An 18,561-nucleotide genomic window follows, 5' to 3' on the forward strand; every position below is an offset into this window, starting at 1 on the left:
GCGCTCCACTCGGCTGATCAGATGATAAAGGTCGCAAACGCATTTTGAACAGAGTGCCGTTTGGTCAACCGCTCCCGCTTAGAATGGCAGCTGAGGGCCTTGGAAGCAGATCAAGCATGCGAATAATGCTCTTTCGACAGGCAGCGCCGACCCAATCCGGTGGGTAAAAGGCTGCGGGCAGGTCCGGTTGGCGCAGCACCACACGCCGCCATCGATGCACCAGCAGAGTCCGTAATGTGGCGCTCTGCAATGGTGTTGGTGTCCATTCCTCGGGGTGAGTTTTTGCTGCGTTCTGGACTGCAGTTAGCAATGCCCGGCACGAAGCGCGCAGCTCGGGTGGGCATAACCGATCCTGAATCCACTTCGGGGCTGTTTGCGGCGAGATATCCAGCGCGAGTAATCCTTCCGCCTGAAGCGGAGCCGCACCTGCCCTCATTGCTATGTTGCGTCCGATTGGAATGTAGTCATCGCTGAGCATTACATCGTCAAGCACCTGCGTACCCGTTCCGTCCTCGGCAATCAGCAGATGCCAATGTTCAACAGGCGCCGAGTCACGCGCATAAATGCGCGGTGTGACGGCCGCTGATTGGGTTCTGCCAAATTCCGAGAGGACATGGCGCGAGACGCGACCGATCCGGTCACTCTCGATCCAACCGTCCTTGCGCAATCGGTGGAGCGCCACCCGGATCGCTTCGGGTTTTATGCCCATCGGTTCAATAATCTGGGTCAGTGCACCGCCTGAAATCTGCGCGCCCGGTTCCTGTGCCATATCTCCGAACAAAGAGACAATAATCGACCAGACCCGCTGGTCTTGCGGATCCACTAGATCGGCTACGGCCGTTTCGAACCACGAGCTTTGATTGGTCATGGGACCAGTTTAACCCATTAGGCCGAATAAGAAAAACAGGTTACGCTAACGAGTTAGCGGGCATTCATTGTCAAAAGTTCGTATTCTGCGACCGGCTCGTCATCCTGATTGGTCAGGGACACGTGCCAGCGAACCTCGCCATAATCGTCATTGCGTGGGGTTTTCTGTTTGACGGTCAAACGCACTTTGATGCTGTCCCCGGCGACGACCGGCTTCATGAACCGCAACCCATCCAGCCCGGTATTGGCCAGCACCGGCCCCTCGTTCGGTTCAACAAACAAGCCAGCCGCGAAGCTGAGCAAAAGATAGCCATGCGCCACACGACCGGGGAAGAACGGATTTCGTGCCGCCGCGTCCTCGTCCATATGAGCGTAGAACGTATCGCCGGTGAAATTGGCGAAGTGTTCGATATCCTCCAGCGTGATTACGCGCGAGGCTGTGTGCAGCGTCTCTCCGACCTGCAACTCACCGAATTTACGGGTGAACGGATGTGCCGGACCTTGGATTTCAGGCGCCCCGGGCACCCATTTGGTGCTGATACCACTGAGCATGCGCGGAGAGCCCTGAATGGCGGTGCGTTGCATATAGTGTTTCACACCGCGCACGCCGCCCATTTCCTCACCGCCGCCCGCTCGACCCGGCCCACCATGCACCATATGCGGCAGCGGAGAACCGTGGCCGGTCGATTCTGCCATCGAGTCGCGGTCGTTAATGTAAATCCGCCCGTTATAGGCCGCAGCCCCCATAACCACGTCCAGCGCAACCTCAGTGTCGTGGGTGATCAGTGATGTGACCAGAGACCCCTGCCCGCGATTGGCCAGTGCCACCGCATGATCCAGATCTCGGTAACCCATCAGGGTTGAGACCGGGCCAAACGCCTCGGTATCGTGCACGCGCTGCGCTTTGTCGGGGTCAGCGCAGTGAAACAGCATTGGGGGAACGAAGGCCCCAGTTTCGGGGCCGTTCAGGTCGAACGCGTCGGGGTTTCCATAAACCCGTTCAGCCTCTTGCCCAATCAAAGCGGCCTTTTCCAGCACGTCAGCCTTCTGCCCGTTCGACACAAGCGCACCCATGCGCGTGGTCTCGGCCCGCGGATCGCCGACGGTAATCTTCGCCAACCGTTCCGAGAGTGCGGATATCACGGCGTCGAGCTGACTATCGGGCGCGATGATACGACGGATGGCGGTGCATTTCTGGCCCGCCTTGGTGGTCATTTCAAGAGAGACTTCCTTAACGAACAGATCGAATTCCGGCGTGCCGGGCTCTGCATCCGGGCCGAGGATTGAAGCATTCAAACTATCCTGCTCAGCAACGAACCGGACCGAGTTTTGCAAGATCGCAGGTGTCTGCCGTAGCTTTAACGCGGTGTTCGCCGAACCGGTGAAGCTGACCACGTCCTGACAATCCAAGTGATCGAGCATGTCTCCCAAGCCGCCCGAGACCAGTTGCAGCGCACCGGCGGGCAGGATGCCGCTTTCCAGCATGATCCGCACCGCCAGTTCGGTGACATAGCAACTGTTGGTCGCCGGTTTCACGATGGCCGGAACACCCGCCAAAAGAGTTGGAGCGAGTTTCTCCAACATGCCCCAGACCGGGAAGTTGAATGCGTTGATGTGGACCGCCACGCCTTGCAATGGCCTGCAGATATGTTGTCCCAGAAACGTGCCGTTGCGCGACAGTTGTTCGATATCTCCATCCAGGTAGACCTGCGCGTCGGGCATCTCGCGCCTACCCTTGGAGGCGAAGACAAACATCGTGCCGATGCCACCGTCGATATCGATCAGGTGGTCTTTCCGGGTGGCTCCGGTCTCGAAACTCAGATCGTAGAGTGCCTGTTTATGCGCCGAAAGTTCTTGCGCCAGTGCCTTGAGCATCCGGGCACGATCATGAAAAGTGAGCTTGCACAGGGCGGGGCCGCCGGTGTAGCGCGCGTAATCCAGCATGGCCTGCACGTCGAGCGCCGCGTTGCCAGCGCTGGCAAACGGTGCGCCGGTGATGGCGGATGCGATGGTGCGTGCGCCTTCTCCGGGCGCGACCCAAGTGCCAGCGGCAAAGCTGGAAATCTGATGCAGGGACATGATGTTCTCCTGTTTGATGAGGCGGGGCTCAGTGCCCCAGCGCGCCCATTTGCTGCGGCAGGTACAGAACCACGATGGGCAGCAGCACGATCAGCGCAAGGCGGAAGATATCGGCAACCCAGAATGGTGTAACACCGCGGAAGATGGTGCCGGTCGAGACGTCGCCCACCACGCCTTTCAGGATGAAGACGTTCAGGCCCACGGGCGGGGTGATCAGCGAGATTTCGGTGACAACCACCACAACGATGCCGAACCAGATCGGGTCATATCCCAGCGACGTGACCAGCGGGAAGAAGATTGGGACCGTCAGCAACAGCATCGAGAGGGATTCGAAGACGCAGCCCAGAATGATGTAGATGCCGAGGATCATCAGAATCACGACAAACGGTGCCACATCATAGGCCGTGACCATTGCAATCAGGGCTTCGGGCAAGCCGGCTAGATTGATGAAATTCGAGAATATCTGCGCGCCGATCAGAACTGCGAACAATGCAGACGCCGTAAAGCAGGTCTCTTTCAGCACCTCGAAGGTTGAGCCGACAGTCAAGCCACCGCGAAACAGGGCGATCAGAAAGGCCCCGGCGGCGCCCATGCCTGCGGCCTCGGTCGGTGAGAAAGTCAGGTTAAGCGGCTCGAAGTCGAAGGCGCCGTAGAGCCCGCCGATCACCAGAAAGAACAGCAGCAGCACGGCCCAGACAGAACCCAGCGCACGGATACGCTCCGGCCAGGTGGCGCGTTCCCCGGCTGGCCCAGCCTCAGGGTTGCGCCAAACGGTCCAGCGCACCGCGAAAAGGTAGAAGAGGATACCGAGAATGCCGGGTATGATTCCCGCCATGAACAGTTTCCCGATCGAGGTTTCGGTCAACAGCCCGTAAATGACCAGAATGACCGATGGGGGGATCAGAATGCCCAACGTACCACCGGCGGCAATCGACGCGGTCGAGAGTTCATCGGAGTAGCCATAGCGGCGCATCTGCGGCATCGCGACCTTTGACATGGTCGCGGCAGTGGCCAGAGACGAGCCGCAAATGGCCGAGAACCCGCCGCAGGCTGCGACCGTGGCCATAGCGATTCCGCCGCGCATGTGGCCCAAGAAAGCGTTGGACACCGCATAAAGCTCGCGCGCCATACCGCCTTTGTTCACGAACAGGCCCATCAGGATGAACAGCGGCACCACCGACAGACCATAATCCTGAGCAGTGTCAGTAATCTGGCGGCCCACCATAGACATGGCAGCCTTCAACCCGCGTTCATCAAAGATCGAGCCGCCACGTTCGTAGGCGAAGCCTAATGTGCCGACCAGTCCCATGGCAAAGACGATGGGCAGGCGCACCAGCACCAGGATCAATACAATCGCAAATCCGATCAGCGCTGCGGTCATTACATAGGCTCCGACAGAGTATTTGGGGCGAAGGCCTTTAGCAGCCCAGTGGCGATCATCACCAGTGCGGTGGTGGCAACGGACAGGGTAATGAACCAGCCGATCAGGTAGGTGGGGATTGAAAGATACTCAGTCACGTCCCCATAATCCCGCGCCCGCTCGGCCAGGACCCAGACGCGTTGGACCGGCCAGAACAGCATGATGCCGCTGACCACATAGATCACCACGTCCCGCGCACGTGACAGGTGCAGACGGTGGAAGAACCCGTCCGTCAGATCGACCGCGATATGGCCGTTGGTGGTTGAGACAATCGGGAGGACTGAAAACACCAGAATGGCCATCAATATCCGCGTCAGTTCGGTTGCGGCCTCAATGGGCGCATTGAAGACCGAACGCAGGATCACGTCGCAAAATGTCATTGCCATCAGGATGAACAGGGCGATGCACGCCACGATCACGGGAAGGGCGCTGGCGCGTCGCACAAGCTGGATTATCGGGGTCATGGAAAACTCGCGCAGGGTAAGTCAGGGCAGCGCAAAGGCCGCCCTGAAGTTGGATCAGTTCGAGGACATTTCCGATTTGATCATGTCATAGGCGGCCTGAGCGTCGACACCTGTTGCGTCAACCTCGGCGATGACCTTGCCGCGGATGTCTTCGGCGATGGCCGAGAACTTCTCCATGTCCGCGTCCGTGGCAGCGTTGATGGCATTACCTTCTGCCGCCTCGGTTGCCTCGCGACCTGTGGCATCAATCTCATCCCAGATCTTGCCGATCTCACGGCTCAGCGGTTCACCGAATACGTTTTCTTCCAACGCCGTCTGCAGCTCGGGCGGCAGATCTGCGAAGGTGTCTTCGTTCATGATGAAGGCAAACGAGCCACGATAAAGGCCACCGGGCATCTCATAGACGTTCTGTGCAACTTCGGTCAGCTTGAAACCCTTGCGCGATTCCAAGGGCATAACGACGCCGTCAGCCGCCTTGGACGCCAGTGTTTCATAGACTTTTGGGGCGGGCACCTGAATGCCGGTCGCGCCCAGCGCCGCACCAACGTCTCCGCCAACGCCGCCTGGGATGCGGACTTTCAGGCCCGAAACCTCATCCAGTGTGGTGACCGGCGCACTGGAATGCAGCTGCGCAGGCCCGTGTGTGTGCAGGGCGATGACTTTTACACCACGATGCTCGTCAGCAGCTTTCAGATGCTGATCGTAGGTGCGCCAGTAAGCAACCGAAGCGTCCTCGGCCGAGCCTTCATAGCCTGGCAGTTCGATCAGCTTGGTGGTGACAAAACGCCCGGGCTGATACCCGTGGAAAATAATCGAGGCATCGGCGGCGCCGTCCATGATCAGGTCCATCTGTGCCGGTGGCGGAGCGATGCCCAGCTTGAGCTCTGCAGTAACCTGCCCGTCAGTGGCCTCTTCGACCATCTCGACGAATTTGGGCCACATCTTCGCATTGATGCCGTGGGTGGGTGGAGCCCAGCTGGAAATTGTCAGGGTGTAGTCGGCTGCAAAAGCAATGGTGCCTGACACCGCCAATGTTGCCGAAGCCAGCAGCGTGGTGAGCTTGGTGAATTTCATGACCGGGTCTCCTCCTCAAAAGCGCAAGTCGTGAATGTGTTAATGGTACGTTTTGTAACTATCAACGACGAGAAAAGCAGTTCAGCGCGTAGGCCAGAGGGCATTTCTGATCGCCGAGTCACAAACGGCTATAGAATTTATTGACCAACCGTTCGGTTTATGCAAGAAGTTTGTTGTAACTTATGAAAAGCGAACCGGGCATGTCTGATACGATTATTTCGCAGAATATGGGGCAATGGGTTGAAATCACACTCAATCGCCCAGATCGCCTGAACAGTTTCACGGATGAGATGCACTATGCCTTGCGCGCCGCGCTTGAAGCCGCGCGCGATGGTGGAACCCGCGCCGTGCTGCTGACCGGAGCCGGACGCGGGTTCTGTGCCGGGCAGGATTTGGGGGATCGAAACCCTGCAACAATGGAGGGCCCGCCAGACCTGGGCAACACGGTGCGCACGTTTTATGCACCTCTGGTGCGCCTAATCAGGTCGCTGAATTTCCCCGTCGTCTGCGCCGTCAATGGTGTTGCGGCAGGCGCGGGTGCCAATATCGCCTTGGCATGTGATGTGGTACTGGCCGCCGAATCTGCCAAGTTCATACAGTCGTTTTCCAAAGTGGGACTGATCCCCGATACCGGGGGCAGTTGGCATCTGCCCCACCTGCTGGGTGAGGCACGGGCCAAGGGGCTGGCTTTGACCGGGCAGCCATTGCCCGCGCAACAGGCCGCGGATTGGGGGCTGATCTGGAAGGCCATCCCCGACGCTGACCTGATGACTGAGGCGCGAGCAATGACGGAACAGTTCGCCAATGGTCCAACGCTGGGACTTGGCTTGACGAAACAGACGATTCAGGCAGCAGCCACGAATTCCCTGACCGACCATCTGGAGGTTGAGGCAAACGCGATGAAAACCTGCGGTGAAAGCGCAGACTATGCCGAAGGTGTCACAGCGTTTCTGGAAAAACGCGCGCCGGTCTTTCGGGGAGTATAAGATGACGCCAAAGGAGCGCGCCCAAAAAGCCGCAGCTGCCATGTGGGGACGCGACAATGCCTCGAAATGGGCGGGCATGGAATTAGGCGAAGTTGACGAAGGGACCGCGATCCTGACGCTCGCCGTTCAGGACCATCATTGCAATGGGCACGGTATTTGCCATGGCGGCGTGACCTTCATGCTGGCCGACAGTGCCTTTGCCTTTGCCTGCAACAGCCGCAACCAATCAACAGTCGCGCAGCACAATGTGATCAGCTACGTCGCGCCCGCGCGATCCGGTGACCTGCTGACGGCCTGTGCAACGGAACTTAGCCTGACCGGGCGCAGCGGCATCTATGACGTAACAGTAACCAACCAGACCGGCCAAAAGATCGCAGAGTTTCGGGGATTTTCCCGCGCGGTCAAAGGCCCAGTGTTTGACGAGACCTGAGATGAGGGGGATGGCATGAAGGATCTTACTCCGAATAAGGCGGATCTTGATCCGATCGAGATCGCCTCGGTTGATGAAATTCGCAGCTTACAGTTGGATCGGCTTAAATGGTCGCTGCGCCATGCCTATGAAAACGTACCTATGTACCGGCAGCGGTTTGATGAGGCTGGGGTGCATCCTGATGACCTGCAATCTCTCAGTGATCTCGCGCGTTTTCCGTTTACCTACAAAAACGATCTGAGGGAAAACTATCCTTTCGGCCTATTTGCCGTTCCGCGTGAGCAGATCATCCGTGTTCACGCCTCGTCAGGAACCACGGGCAAGCCAACCGTGGTGGGCTATACGCAAGGCGATATCGATAATTGGGCCGATCTGGTGGCAAGGTCATTGCGGGCCAGCGGGTTGCGCCGCGGCGACATGGTCCACAACGCCTATGGCTATGGCCTATTCACCGGCGGTTTGGGCGCGCATTACGGGATTGAGCGTCTGGGGGCCACGGTCGTCCCGATGAGCGGCGGGCAAACCGCCAAGCAGGTTGATCTGATCACTGATTTCAAGCCCGACGGGATCATGGTTACGCCATCCTATATGCTAAATATTCTTGAACAGTATCATAAGGTTGGCCTAGATCCGCGCGAATGCTCTCTGGCTGTCGGCGTCTTTGGCGCCGAACCTTGGACAGATTCCATGCGCTCCGAGGTTGAACAGGCCTTCGACATGCATGCCGTCGATATCTACGGCCTGTCCGAGATCATGGGACCAGGCGTCGCCAATGAGTGCGTCGAAACCAAAGACGGACCGGTGATCTGGGAAGATCACTTCTATCCAGAAATCATCGACCCCCAAACCGGTGAGGTCATGCCCGACGGTGAGATCGGTGAACTGGTCTTCACCACGCTGACCAAAGAGGGCCTTCCGATGATCCGCTATCGTACCCGTGACCTGACGCGGCTGTTGCCCGGTACGGCGCGGTCGATGCGGCGGATGGAAAAGATCACCGGCCGCTCGGACGATATGATCATCCTGCGCGGCGTAAACGTCTTCCCCAGCCAGATCGAAGAGCAGGTTTTGGCAACCGGCGGTCTAGCACCCTATTACCAGATCGAACTTTACAAAGCCGGACGAATGGACGCGATGCGCGTACATGTCGAGGCGACCCCAGACGCGGCAGATGAGCTGAGCAAAACCGCTGCCGCCCGGATGTTGTCGCGACGGATCAAAGAGGTGGTTGGAATCTCGACCGAGATCGATATAGGCGAGCCGGGCGAGGTCGAACGCTCGCAGGGCAAGGCGCGGCGCGTGATCGACAATCGGGATAGTTAAACAAGAGACGGAGGGTCGGCCCTTGGCGCGGACGATAGCAAAAGACCACGACGACAAGCGGGCTCGTATTCTGAAATCCGCCGCCCGCGTCTTCGCGCAAGAAGGGTTTGACCGGGCGTCAATGTCTCAGCTGGCGCGCGAGTGTGGAATATCCAAGGCCAATATCTATCACTACTATGACAGCAAGGACGCGATCCTGTTTGACATACTCGACAGCTATTTGCTGCAACTGCGTGATCAGATTTGTGGGTTGGACCTTGAAGCGCTTGAGCCAGCGGATCGCCTGAGACGGGTGGTGCGGGAAATCCTGCTGGCCTATCAGGGCGTGGATGATGAACACCGGGTGCAAACCAGCGGTATGTCTGCTTTGCCCGAGGAACAGCAGAAACTACTGCGTGGCTATCAGCGGGATTTGGTCGAGTTCGTCAGTGACATCATTGCCAGTATATCACCGGCCACTTTCGAGGATGACGCGGCAAAACTGCGGGCAACCACCATGTCTGTCTTTGGTATGCTGAATTGGTTCTACATGTGGAACGCCGGCGCAGATTCTGATGCGCGCAGCGATTATGCTGCGTTGGTAAGTGATCTGACTTTGTCGGGTGTTGACGGTCTTTGACAGGCGGCTGGAACAGAGTTAATTTGGTTCTTCCACCCAAATAGGTTTGAATGAGGGCGGAGGACCCTTATGCAACGCCCTGATCGTTTCGATAAATTCTATTTCGCCAAAGTGGGCTTAGGCGAAGCCTGTGGCTGCGCCGAACGCGTGATTGATGTGTTCGAATTCAACCGGAAGGCTGGCGCGCAGACACAATCAGCGAAGAAAGACCGAGGCAAACGGCGATCTCTGCGTGGGTTGGCCGTGAAATACGGATTGCTTAGCCGCAAGCGTCAGCCCTGAAAGTCAGGGCGCTTTCAGCCCCAGATTCGCGACCTGCTCAGTCGCCTTCGCCACCCACTGATCTCTCATCGCGGCTCCGGTCAGTTGCCGTAGCCCCAGCTTGCGCAGCGTCTCGATTTTCTCCGCATCCCCGGCCCCAAAACTGGCCGCCACGCGGGGCCACCAATAGTCAATTGACGCCTGCATCTCGGCAGCCTTCCCCTGTTCGATCAGCTTGAGCGCGCCTTCAAGGGCCAGTTCTCCATGGCGCGCCTCGATCGGAGCGATATCCCGGAAGGCTTCGGCCAAAGGTTGATAAGATATCTGAGAGAATTGAGCTAGTTGAACCGCAACCGCCTGGCTCATCAGCAGGTTCATCACCACAGCATCGCCCCACCCTTCGATCGGATAGTTAAAGACCGCAAGACGCATATCATGCTCGGACCGGGTCGCCCCAATATCCGCATCGCGATCCAGACGCTTGGTCCAAGGGTGATGGTTTGCATAGCGATCAGTGTTGGCCCCGAACTCGCCCATGATTTTCAGCACACGATCCGCATTGTCGGTCTTTTCCAACACAATCTTTGCCGCCGCGATGCGTTCCTTGATGCCGGGGCCCTGATTGATGATGTCGGCAAAGCCTGCAGCACCTGCCAGCTCACTATCCACAAAGGTCGCCATCAGCTTCATGAGTTCTGCGCGGTAACGCGGTGGAACATTGGTCGGATTGCTCAGTACGCCACCTGCGGCCAGATAGCTCTCGATTGTCATGTCTTCAGCCATCATTCCCTCCGGTCTATTGATCGTAGTCCACGACCACGTTGTCGGTCAGAGGATAGGCCTGACAGCTCAGGACGTATCCTTTTTCGACCTCGTAATCTTCCAATGCGTGATTGGCGACCATCTCAACATCGCCCTCGAGCACACGGCAACGACAGGTCGAGCACACCCCAGCTTTGCAGGCGTAAGGCGCGTCCATCGCGTTCTCCAGCGCTGCATCCAGAATCGACTGATCCTTAGGCATGGTGATTGTCTGCGTTGCCCCGTCCATCGTGATTGAGGCCTTGGTCTGGTTGGCCTGAGACGCCGTATCCGCGCCGCTTACCTTGCGCTTGGCCCGACCGGGTTGGGCGCTGGCAAAAAGCTCGAATTTGATTTGCCCATCATTCAACCCGTGCGCACGTAGAGCAGCTGCAATGCCCAACATCATAGGCTCGGGTCCGCAGATAAAGGCTGTGTCGACATTCTTGATGTCGATCCAGTGTTCGAACAGGTCGGCACATTTCTCTTGCGTGACCAAACCGGTGAACAACTCGATCTCCTGCGCATCCGTTTCCAGAATGTGGATCACGTTCAAGCGCCCCATATAGAGGTTCTTGAGATCCTCAAGCTCTTCCCGGAACATGATCGTGTTCACGCCCTTGTTCGCATAAACCAGCGTGAAGCGGGAATGCGGCTCCCGGGCGAGCGTGGTTTTCAGGATCGACAGAACCGGGGTGATTCCTGACCCTCCTGCGAAACCCAAATACTGCTTTTCGGCGGACGGATCGATCGCAGTGTGAAAGCTGCCCATCGGCGGCATCGCCTGAACCTTATCGCCCACCTTCAGGTCGGTGTTGGCCCAGGTCGAAAACGCCCCGCCATCCACGCGCTTGATCCCCACCTGCAGAATACCTTCATCCTTACCAGCGCAGATCGAGTAAGATCTGCGCAGTTCCTCCCCATCGAAATCGCGGCGGAAGGTCAGGTATTGGCCTTGGGTGAAATCGAATTCCTCAGCCGAACCGTTTACCGGTTTCAACGTCACCACCACCGCGTCGCGGATGGTTTTGTGAATGTCGGTGACTTCCAGATCATGAAAGCGTGCCATCCGGCGATCCTCCCTCAGATGCACTTGAAATAGTCAAAAGGTTCCAAACAGTCGGTACAGCGCCAATGGGCCTTGCACGGGGTCGAGCCGAATTGGCTGACCTTCTCGACCGCTTTGCTGCCACAAAGTGGGCAACGTTCGGGTCCGCCAGCAGGCTGGGGCGGAGCGATTCCGTATTCCTCCAGCCGGGCGCGGCCCTTGTCACTGAGCCAATCGGTGGTCCACGCGGGCGCAATACTTGTTTCGATCCGCAAATCGTCAATCCCGTGATCACGCAACGCGGTTTCGATATCCATGCTGATCACCGAAGTCGCCGGGCAGCCCGAATAAGTCGGGGTGACTGTGACCAACAGCGTGTCATCGTCCCACTGCACATCACGCACAATGCCTAGGTCGACGACCGAGATCACTGGGATCTCGGGGTCGGGAACAGCGTCCAGCCACTCCCATACCTGATCAGTCGAGGCCCTCATGCGCTCTTACCAAGAGGCGCCGGGATAGGCGCGTTGAAGCCACTGCATCTGTGTCAGTAAATGGCCCAGATGTTCGGTATGCATCCGCCCGTCACGCCCACCTTTATGGGCAAAGTGGCTTTCGGGAATGGTCAGCGTTGCCTCGCTCAGAACCCGCATGATCAGAGCGTCATATTCTGCTCGCAGAGATGTCGGGTTCGGAGCAATCCCCGCCGCAACCATCTCAGCATCAACATCATCGCTGGCAAACATCTCGCCTACATAGGGCCAGAGATAGTACAGCGCCTCCTGCATCCGGGTGTGGCTTTCCTCGGTTCCATCGCCGAGCCCCACAACCGTATCGCCAGAGCGTTCGAGGTGATAGGTGACCTCTTTGCTGGCCTTGGCAGCAATCGCCGCGACCCGCTCGTCGGATGATTTCATTAATCGCCCCAGCATGATCGAATGCCACGCATCGAACAGGAACTGGCGCATCAGAGTGCGCCCGAAATCGCCATTCGGGACCTCAACCAGCAACACATTACGAAAGTCCCATGCGTCGCGCAAAAAGGCCAGGTCATCGGCGCTTTTGCCGCCGTCGATCTCACCGGCGAGGCCCAACCACATCTGGGTCTGACCGATCAGGTCCAACGCAGTGTTGGCCAGAGCTATATCCTCCTCCAGCACCGGCGCGTGGCCGCACCATTCGCTAACGCGATGGCCGAGGATCAGGGTATTATCCCCCATCCGCAGCAGAAACTGCAGGAATGCTTCGTCCCGGGTCATCACATTGCCCCCACTTCATCGGGAATGTCGAAAAAGGTCGGGTGACGGTACACTTTGCTCTCACTGGGCTCGTAAAGCGGGCCTTTGTCGCTAGGCGAAGAGGCCGAAATGTTGTTGGCCTCGACCACCCAGATCGACACGCCTTCGTTGCGGCGGGTATAGACGTCGCGCGCATTCTTGATTGCCATCTCCGCGTCAGGCGCATGCAGCGAGCCGACGTGGCGGTGGCTCATCCCATGCTGACCACGGATGAAGATTTCCCACAGGGGCCATTCATTGTTCATTTGGTATCCTCCTTGGGTTTACTCTGCGGCCAGATTTCGTGTTCGTTTCTTGCCGGCATGGGCCAACAATCCGTCGCGCACCCATTTTCCATCGTCCCACGCCTTGTTACGCGCGGCCAAACGATCGACATTGCAGGGGCCGTTGCCTTTGATCACATCGAAGAATTCGGACCAGTCCGGGTCGGTGTAGTCGTAGTGGCCCCGCTCTTCGTTCCACTTCAGGTCGGGGTCGGGAATGCTCAGGCCGAGATACTCGGCCTGCGGCACGGTCTGATCCACGAATTTCTGGCGCAGCTCGTCATTGGTATTGATCTTGATCTTCCAAGCCATAGATTGCGCTGAATGCACGCTTTCCTTGTCGGAAGGTCCAAACATCATCAGCGACGGATACCAGAGCCGGTTCAATGCATCCTGCGCCATCTTGCGCTGTTCTGGCGTGCCTTCTGCCATCTTGCGGATCGCATCATAGCCCTGACGCTGGTGAAAACTCTCTTCCTTGCAGATGCGGATCATAGCGCGCGAATAGGGGCCAAAGGACGTCCGCTGCAGCGGAACCTGGTTCATGATCGCGGCACCATCGACCAGCCATCCGACCGCGCCGATATCGGCCCAGTTCAATGTCGGGTAGTTGAAAATCGACGAATACTTCATGCGGCCATCCAACAGCATCTCGGTGATCTCGTCCCGGCTGACGCCCAGCGTTTCGGCCGCACAATAGAGATACAGCCCATGCCCGGCCTCATCCTGCACCTTGGCCAATAGGATCGCCTTACGCTCCAGTGTTGGAGCGCGCGTGATCCAGTTGCCTTCGGGTAACTGGCCGACAATCTCGGAATGCGCGTGCTGGCCAATCTGACGGATAAGAGTCGCGCGATAGTCATCGGGCATCCAGTCTTTGGGCTCGATTTTGATATCGGCATCAATCTTGTCCTGAAAGGTGCGCTCCTGCTCGGTCATCTCCTCGCGGGATTTCACGCCTGTTCCGGCTGTCTTGATCATCTGAGCGTACATGTGAGGTCTCCTCCCTTACACGCGTTCAAGAATAAGTGCGGCACCCTGCCCCACCCCGACGCACATGGTGCAGAGCGCATAGCGCCCGCCCGTGCGGCGCAGTTGATAAGCAGCGGTCATAACCAACCTTGCACCACTCATCCCAAGCGGATGCCCGATCGCAATGGCGCCTCCGTTCGGATTTACATGGGGCGCATCATCGGGCACCCCCAGTTCGCGAAGCGTGGCAAGGCCTTGCGAGGCAAATGCCTCATTCAATTCTATCACATCCATCTGATCGATGCTGAGACCCGCGCGGGCCAGTACCTTGCGGCTGGCTGGAACAGGACCGATGCCCATCACGCGAGGTTCGACCCCGGCAACGGACATTCCGACAACGCGGGCGATTGGGGTCAGATCGTTCTTTGCCGCTGCGGATTCATTCGCCATCAAGATCGCCGCCGCGCCGTCGTTTACGCCCGAAGCGTTACCAGCCGTGACAGTCTTTTCAGACCCGTTAATGCCCTTCAGGCCCGACAGTTTCTCGGCTGTGGTTCCAGGACGCGGATGTTCATCCGTATCGACCACCACAGGATCGCCCTTACGTTGCGGGATTGTGACCGGGGTGATCTCCTCCTGAAACACCCCGGTCTGGTGCGCCGCGGCCCAGCGGGCCTGGCTGCGTTCGGCAAACGCATCCTGATCGGAGCGGTTGATACCGTAAGCTTCCGCTACGTTATCTGCTGTTTCGGGCATCGAGTCGATACCGAATTCCTGCTTCATCTTGGGATTCACAAAACGCCAGCCGATCGTTGTGTCGTAGACTGAATTAGCGCGCGAGAAGGCGGACATCGCTTTGGGCATCACAAATGGTGCGCGCGACATGCTTTCGACACCCCCGGCGATGGCCATGTCATAGTCCCCGGCGCGGATCGCGCGGGCCGCCATACCTACCGCATCCATACCAGAAGCACAAAGTCGGTTGATGGTCGTTCCAGGCACATCCACCGGCAGCCCCGCCAGCAACGCCGCCATCCGCGCCACGTTGCGGTTGCTTTCCCCAGCCTGATTGGCGTCGCCGTAGATCACGTCGTCTATGCCTGTCCAATCAACCTGAAGGTTTCGCGCTATCAGCGCAGCAATTGGGATCGCTGCCAAATCATCCGTGCGAACCTGGCTGAGGCTGCCGCCATACCGTCCGATTGGTGTGCGCTGCGCGTCGCAGATAAAGGCGTCCATTGGGCGAGGGCTCCGAGAGTTATGTCGCGTGATTAAGTGACCGATAGGTCGGTTAATAAGCAACGCCACGATTCGCAGCAAGAAAAATGTAACATGATTTTAAGTTTTTGAGGATAATGGTAACATATTAGGGCGGCTAAATTATTAAAGCCCGCAGATTTGCGGGCTTTAATACTTGGCATGAATGACGAAGAAATTCAGACCATCGCAAATATGCGGGCCGGACCGCCAGACCCCCCGCGATGAGCTGGCGCACCCACAATCAATGTCGCTCCACTGGCTGGCACTTTGTCCAGGTTTGCAAGATTTTCAATGCCATACCTGTTCGTAGGTAGCCACGCGTAGTGAGTAGCAAAATCGGCTGATGGTCCGTGATCGAGGGATAGGGAATCCACCGCCAAGGCAACAGCGCCTGTGCCATCCATCAGCATCTGTGCGGCTTCGACATGGAAACCCGGAAAGTGCATTTTGCCTTCGGCGTCTGCGTTGCGGAAGTCTGGCGTTGCGGATTTAGCTCCCCACCCTGAATGCATCGCGACGCAAGCGCCGTCTGGGATCGGACCGTTTGCAGAGATCCAGGCCTCAAGATCGTCAGGCGTAACCTGAGCATCCGCATCCTCTGCTGCCCGCGCAGCGATATCAATTACGCAAAGTGGGCATACCAGATTGGATACAGGAATTTCATCAACCGACTGACCATCGGCCGAGAAATGTAGCGGCGCATCGATATGCGTGCCTGTGTGTTCATTTACAGCGAGATTGAATAGATTGAAACCGTGGTCCTTGAAGTTGAAGGCTTGAGTTGCCTCAATTCCGGGTTCGCCAAAATAGGTCGGAAAATCAGCATCATATATATGTGTCATGTCTACGACTTCTCCATGGCCCATCGCCATTGCAGGTGTCGTCGCAGCCGAGCTTAGTGCGGTTCCAGCCACCATTGCGGCCCCGGCTTTAAAGAAAGAACGCCGAGATAGCATCCGATCTTTTACCGCATTCATTACGCATACATCACACATCTTGTAGCTCCCTTATTAAATGACACCGACAGCGGAATACTGCCCGACATGCTTGACTGAGTCCAATTCAGCCCCCTTAAGTTCAGTTTAGCCCGACGCTGATGATGTGCGTTTCACATGTTCGTAACGCTGCGACCGTAGCTCAAAAACCGAACGGTTGGTCGATTATAGGGTTGAATACTGTCTCAGTACGGTTCAGTCTCTGACTGCGTGGCAAATCGGGTTGAATGGACCACAACGCATATCTTTTCAGGAGGCAGGAACAAATGTCCCAGGTTATTGGCTATGAAAAAGTGGGCGACATCGCGGTTTTGTCGGCGAATAACCCGCCGGTAAATGCTCTGGCTGCAGAAGTACGCCAAGGCCTCCTAGCAGGGATTGAGCGTGCTGAAGCTGATGGCGTACGGGCCGTTTTGATTTACGGTAGGGGGCGAACCTACTTTGCCGGCGCTGATATTCGCGAATTCGGCAAGCCACCACAGGATCCTTGGTTACCCGCGCTCTGCGATCGCATTGAAGCATCACCGCTTCTGGTGGTTTCATCTTTACACGGAACAGCCCTTGGCGGCGGGCTTGAGGTTGCCCTGTCCTGTCACTACCGTATTGCGACCCCATTAACAAAAGTCGGGCTGCCCGAGGTCAACCTTGGCATCATCCCCGGCGCGGGTGGAACCCAACGATTGCCACGGGTCGCTGGCGTCGAGGCCGCATTAGAAATGATAACGACGGGCCGCCATGTGCAGGCCTCTGAAGCGTTACAGATGGGCTTGCTGGACAAGGTTCAGGACGGAGATCCGCGCGAGATTGGGCTGGCCTTCGTACGAGATCTACTTGATACGGGCGCACCGCGCCGACCTGTCTGCGAAATGGCTAAACCAACGCCGATCGACTTTGACGCGACCTATGATGCCGTATTGAAGAAAGGACGGGGGCAGCTGTCGCCTGCGATTGCCGTGCGTGCTGTACAAGCCAGCTGTGAAGCCCATGATTTTGCAGCAGGACAGGCTCGCGAACGAGAACTGTTCACCGAGCTGATGGCGTCAGATCAGCGAAAAGGGCTGATCCATGCCTTCTTTGCCGAGCGCGCTGTCTCCAAACTCCCGGAACTACAAGGGATCAACCCCCGCGAGCTTCATCAGATAGGTGTTGTCGGAGGAGGTACGATGGGCGCAGGCATCGCCACATCCGCTCTGCTGGCAGGGCTTTCGGTTGTATTGCTTGAAATGTCGGTGGACGCAGCCAAGGCTGCAAAAGACCGGATCGCAGCAAATCTGGCGGGTGCAGTGAAACGCGGAAAGCTGAGCCCGGACGCGCAAGTGGAAATTCTGGAGAATAGGATAACCCTGTCCACGGACTATGATGCGCTGAGTGGCGTTGATTTGGTGATAGAAGCCGTTTTTGAGGATATGGAGATCAAGAAACAGGTTTTTGCAAAACTGGATGCGACCTGTAAATCCGGTGCCGTGCTGGCAACAAACACCTCATATCTCGACCTGAACGAAATTGCAGCATCCACAGGCAGGCCCAGTGACGTGATCGGTCTGCACTTTTTCTCACCTGCACATGTGATGAAATTGCTTGAGATCGTTGTTGCGGACCACACTGCGCCCGAAGTTATTGCGACAGGATTTGCTTTGGGCAAACGGTTAGGGAAAGTATCCGTCAGGGCTGGCGTATGCGACGGTTTCATCGGTAACCGTATTCTCAACGCCTACCGAACCTGCGCTGATCACATGGTTCTGGATGGGGCAAGCCCTTTTCAGATTGATGCCGCGTTGACCGGATTTGGATTTGCAATGGGGCCATTTGCGGTTTCCGACCTTGCCGGGCTAGACATCGGTTGGGCCGCGCGCAAACGCAAACGGGCTGCGGGCCTGGACCCACGTGCGCGTGACAGCATCTATGCCGATAAACTATGCGAAGCAGGGAATTTTGGTCAGAAGACCGGCAAAGGATATTATGTCTACGAGCAGGGGAATCGAAACAGAAGACCCAACCCTGAAATCATGCCTTTGATCGAAGCCGAGCGCGCCGCCAAAGGTATCTCTACACGAGAGTTCACCGACGAAGAGATCGTGCGTCGTTATATGATTGCGATGGTGAATGAGGCGGCAAAGGTAGTTGGTGAGGGGATCGCCCGCAGACCACTGGATGTGGATATCACGCTGCTTTATGGCTATGGATTCCCACGATACTGGGGCGGACCATTGAAATGGGCCGACTTGCAGGGACTGTCAAACGTGGTGGATGACATTCGCCGATGGTGTGGAGAAGATCCATATTATTGGCAGCCCGCGCCTTTGCTTGAACAACTGGCAACCGAAGGTCGTTGTTTTGACGATCTCAACAAAGCAAGTTGAGATCTAGGCCTCCTTGCCCGCCCGACATTGAAATTGCCAAT

Annotated in this window: 19 protein-coding genes; 6 read left to right on the top strand and 13 right to left on the bottom strand. The window is 57.3% G+C overall.

The genetic code is table 11. The features are described 5' to 3' along the window. Positions 1–64: 64 nt before the first annotated feature. From ACR0KN_RS16920 to ACR0KN_RS16940, 5 genes are read right to left on the bottom strand one after another with little or no spacing between them, the layout of a single operon-like run. Positions 65–868: a PaaX family transcriptional regulator C-terminal domain-containing protein gene (locus tag ACR0KN_RS16920; RefSeq protein ID WP_480655194.1), complete on the bottom strand. Its 804-nt coding sequence runs from the start codon at positions 866–868 to the stop codon at positions 65–67. 53 nt (positions 869–921) lie between these two features. After that, positions 922–2,946, bottom strand: a complete 2,025-nt coding sequence (gene paaZ / locus ACR0KN_RS16925) for a phenylacetic acid degradation bifunctional protein PaaZ (RefSeq protein WP_480655196.1) — start codon at positions 2,944–2,946, stop codon at positions 922–924. 28 nt (positions 2,947–2,974) lie between these two features. After that, entirely contained in the window at positions 2,975–4,327 is a 1,353-nt protein-coding gene (locus ACR0KN_RS16930) for a TRAP transporter large permease (protein ID WP_480655198.1), read from the bottom strand. Then, the gene (locus tag ACR0KN_RS16935; protein WP_480655200.1) at positions 4,327–4,830 is read right to left on the bottom strand and encodes a TRAP transporter small permease; all 504 of its coding nucleotides are present in this window, start codon (positions 4,828–4,830) and stop codon (positions 4,327–4,329) included. The genes ACR0KN_RS16930 and ACR0KN_RS16935 overlap by 1 nt, the downstream gene beginning before the upstream one ends. Before the next feature lie 54 nt (positions 4,831–4,884). Next, complete coding sequence (locus ACR0KN_RS16940; protein ID WP_170545786.1) at positions 4,885–5,904, bottom strand: TRAP transporter substrate-binding protein; 1,020 nt, start codon at positions 5,902–5,904, stop codon at positions 4,885–4,887. Between the two features lie 200 nt (positions 5,905–6,104). Here ACR0KN_RS16940 and paaG point away from each other — a divergent pair, with 200 nt between their 5' ends. The 5 genes from paaG to ACR0KN_RS16965 all read left to right on the top strand — a co-directional run bounded on the left by paaG (position 6,105) and on the right by ACR0KN_RS16965 (position 9,544). Next, positions 6,105–6,890, top strand: coding sequence for a 2-(1,2-epoxy-1,2-dihydrophenyl)acetyl-CoA isomerase PaaG (gene paaG, locus ACR0KN_RS16945; protein ID WP_480655202.1), 786 nt, complete (start codon positions 6,105–6,107; stop codon positions 6,888–6,890). 1 nt (position 6,891) lies between these two features. Further along, the gene (paaI, locus tag ACR0KN_RS16950; protein WP_170477690.1) at positions 6,892–7,320 is read left to right on the top strand and encodes a hydroxyphenylacetyl-CoA thioesterase PaaI; all 429 of its coding nucleotides are present in this window, start codon (positions 6,892–6,894) and stop codon (positions 7,318–7,320) included. A gap of 15 nt (positions 7,321–7,335) precedes the next feature. Next, complete coding sequence (gene paaK, locus ACR0KN_RS16955) at positions 7,336–8,643, top strand: phenylacetate--CoA ligase PaaK (protein WP_480655204.1); 1,308 nt, start codon at positions 7,336–7,338, stop codon at positions 8,641–8,643. Positions 8,644–8,665: 22 nt separating this feature from the next. Further along, a complete protein-coding gene (locus ACR0KN_RS16960; protein WP_170477697.1) occupies positions 8,666–9,262 on the top strand; it encodes a TetR/AcrR family transcriptional regulator in 597 nt (198 codons plus the stop codon). Positions 9,263–9,331: 69 nt separating this feature from the next. Further along, the gene (locus tag ACR0KN_RS16965; protein ID WP_170477700.1) at positions 9,332–9,544 is read left to right on the top strand and encodes a hypothetical protein; all 213 of its coding nucleotides are present in this window, start codon (positions 9,332–9,334) and stop codon (positions 9,542–9,544) included. Between the two features lie 3 nt (positions 9,545–9,547). Here the strand turns inward: ACR0KN_RS16965 and ACR0KN_RS16970 are convergent, their stop codons facing one another. The 8 genes from ACR0KN_RS16970 to ACR0KN_RS17005 all read right to left on the bottom strand — a co-directional run bounded on the left by ACR0KN_RS16970 (position 9,548) and on the right by ACR0KN_RS17005 (position 16,160). Continuing rightward, complete coding sequence (locus ACR0KN_RS16970) at positions 9,548–10,306, bottom strand: Phenylacetic acid catabolic protein (RefSeq protein WP_480655207.1); 759 nt, start codon at positions 10,304–10,306, stop codon at positions 9,548–9,550. 13 nt (positions 10,307–10,319) lie between these two features. After that, entirely contained in the window at positions 10,320–11,393 is a 1,074-nt protein-coding gene (locus tag ACR0KN_RS16975) for a 2Fe-2S iron-sulfur cluster-binding protein (protein ID WP_480655209.1), read from the bottom strand. A gap of 14 nt (positions 11,394–11,407) precedes the next feature. Continuing rightward, entirely contained in the window at positions 11,408–11,866 is a 459-nt protein-coding gene (gene paaD, locus ACR0KN_RS16980) for a 1,2-phenylacetyl-CoA epoxidase subunit PaaD (protein ID WP_010437869.1), read from the bottom strand. Positions 11,867–11,872: 6 nt separating this feature from the next. Next, positions 11,873–12,631 carry a 1,2-phenylacetyl-CoA epoxidase subunit PaaC gene (gene paaC, locus ACR0KN_RS16985; protein ID WP_480655211.1) on the bottom strand — a complete coding sequence of 253 codons (759 nt, stop codon included), beginning with the start codon at positions 12,629–12,631 and terminating at the stop codon, positions 11,873–11,875. Further along, complete coding sequence (gene paaB, locus ACR0KN_RS16990) at positions 12,631–12,915, bottom strand: 1,2-phenylacetyl-CoA epoxidase subunit PaaB (RefSeq protein WP_010437865.1); 285 nt, start codon at positions 12,913–12,915, stop codon at positions 12,631–12,633. Before paaB ends, paaC begins: the two co-directional genes overlap by 1 nt. 18 nt (positions 12,916–12,933) lie before the next feature. Further along, positions 12,934–13,926 carry a 1,2-phenylacetyl-CoA epoxidase subunit PaaA gene (gene paaA, locus ACR0KN_RS16995; protein WP_480655213.1) on the bottom strand — a complete coding sequence of 331 codons (993 nt, stop codon included), beginning with the start codon at positions 13,924–13,926 and terminating at the stop codon, positions 12,934–12,936. 15 nt (positions 13,927–13,941) lie between these two features. Beyond that, positions 13,942–15,144, bottom strand: coding sequence for a 3-oxoadipyl-CoA thiolase (gene pcaF / locus ACR0KN_RS17000; RefSeq protein WP_480655215.1), 1,203 nt, complete (start codon positions 15,142–15,144; stop codon positions 13,942–13,944). Between the two features lie 197 nt (positions 15,145–15,341). Next, a complete protein-coding gene (locus tag ACR0KN_RS17005; protein ID WP_170545814.1) occupies positions 15,342–16,160 on the bottom strand; it encodes a cyclase family protein in 819 nt (272 codons plus the stop codon). 266 nt (positions 16,161–16,426) lie between these two features. Between ACR0KN_RS17005 and ACR0KN_RS17010 the strand changes: the two genes are divergently transcribed. Then, positions 16,427–18,520 carry a 3-hydroxyacyl-CoA dehydrogenase NAD-binding domain-containing protein gene (locus ACR0KN_RS17010; RefSeq protein ID WP_480655218.1) on the top strand — a complete coding sequence of 698 codons (2,094 nt, stop codon included), beginning with the start codon at positions 16,427–16,429 and terminating at the stop codon, positions 18,518–18,520. Positions 18,521–18,561 lie beyond the last annotated feature (41 nt).

Source organism: Ruegeria sp. AP7, from assembly GCF_056539905.1.

Coding starts and splice junctions, on each gene's coding strand:
- ACR0KN_RS16920 (WP_480655194.1), bottom strand. CDS start 868: ATGACCAATCAAAGCTCGTGGTTCGAAACGGCCGTAGCCGATCTAGTG.
- paaZ (WP_480655196.1), bottom strand. CDS start 2,946: ATGTCCCTGCATCAGATTTCCAGCTTTGCCGCTGGCACTTGGGTCGCG.
- ACR0KN_RS16930 (WP_480655198.1), bottom strand. CDS start 4,327: ATGACCGCAGCGCTGATCGGATTTGCGATTGTATTGATCCTGGTGCTG.
- ACR0KN_RS16935 (WP_480655200.1), bottom strand. CDS start 4,830: ATGACCCCGATAATCCAGCTTGTGCGACGCGCCAGCGCCCTTCCCGTG.
- ACR0KN_RS16940 (WP_170545786.1), bottom strand. CDS start 5,904: ATGAAATTCACCAAGCTCACCACGCTGCTGGCTTCGGCAACATTGGCG.
- paaG (WP_480655202.1), top strand. CDS start 6,105: ATGTCTGATACGATTATTTCGCAGAATATGGGGCAATGGGTTGAAATC.
- paaI (WP_170477690.1), top strand. CDS start 6,892: ATGACGCCAAAGGAGCGCGCCCAAAAAGCCGCAGCTGCCATGTGGGGA.
- paaK (WP_480655204.1), top strand. CDS start 7,336: ATGAAGGATCTTACTCCGAATAAGGCGGATCTTGATCCGATCGAGATC.
- ACR0KN_RS16965 (WP_170477700.1), top strand. CDS start 9,332: ATGCAACGCCCTGATCGTTTCGATAAATTCTATTTCGCCAAAGTGGGC.
- ACR0KN_RS16970 (WP_480655207.1), bottom strand. CDS start 10,306: ATGGCTGAAGACATGACAATCGAGAGCTATCTGGCCGCAGGTGGCGTA.
- ACR0KN_RS16975 (WP_480655209.1), bottom strand. CDS start 11,393: ATGGCACGCTTTCATGATCTGGAAGTCACCGACATTCACAAAACCATC.
- paaD (WP_010437869.1), bottom strand. CDS start 11,866: ATGAGGGCCTCGACTGATCAGGTATGGGAGTGGCTGGACGCTGTTCCC.
- paaC (WP_480655211.1), bottom strand. CDS start 12,631: ATGACCCGGGACGAAGCATTCCTGCAGTTTCTGCTGCGGATGGGGGAT.
- paaB (WP_010437865.1), bottom strand. CDS start 12,915: ATGAACAATGAATGGCCCCTGTGGGAAATCTTCATCCGTGGTCAGCAT.
- paaA (WP_480655213.1), bottom strand. CDS start 13,926: ATGTACGCTCAGATGATCAAGACAGCCGGAACAGGCGTGAAATCCCGC.
- pcaF (WP_480655215.1), bottom strand. CDS start 15,144: ATGGACGCCTTTATCTGCGACGCGCAGCGCACACCAATCGGACGGTAT.
- ACR0KN_RS17005 (WP_170545814.1), bottom strand. CDS start 16,160: ATGTGTGATGTATGCGTAATGAATGCGGTAAAAGATCGGATGCTATCT.
- ACR0KN_RS17010 (WP_480655218.1), top strand. CDS start 16,427: ATGTCCCAGGTTATTGGCTATGAAAAAGTGGGCGACATCGCGGTTTTG.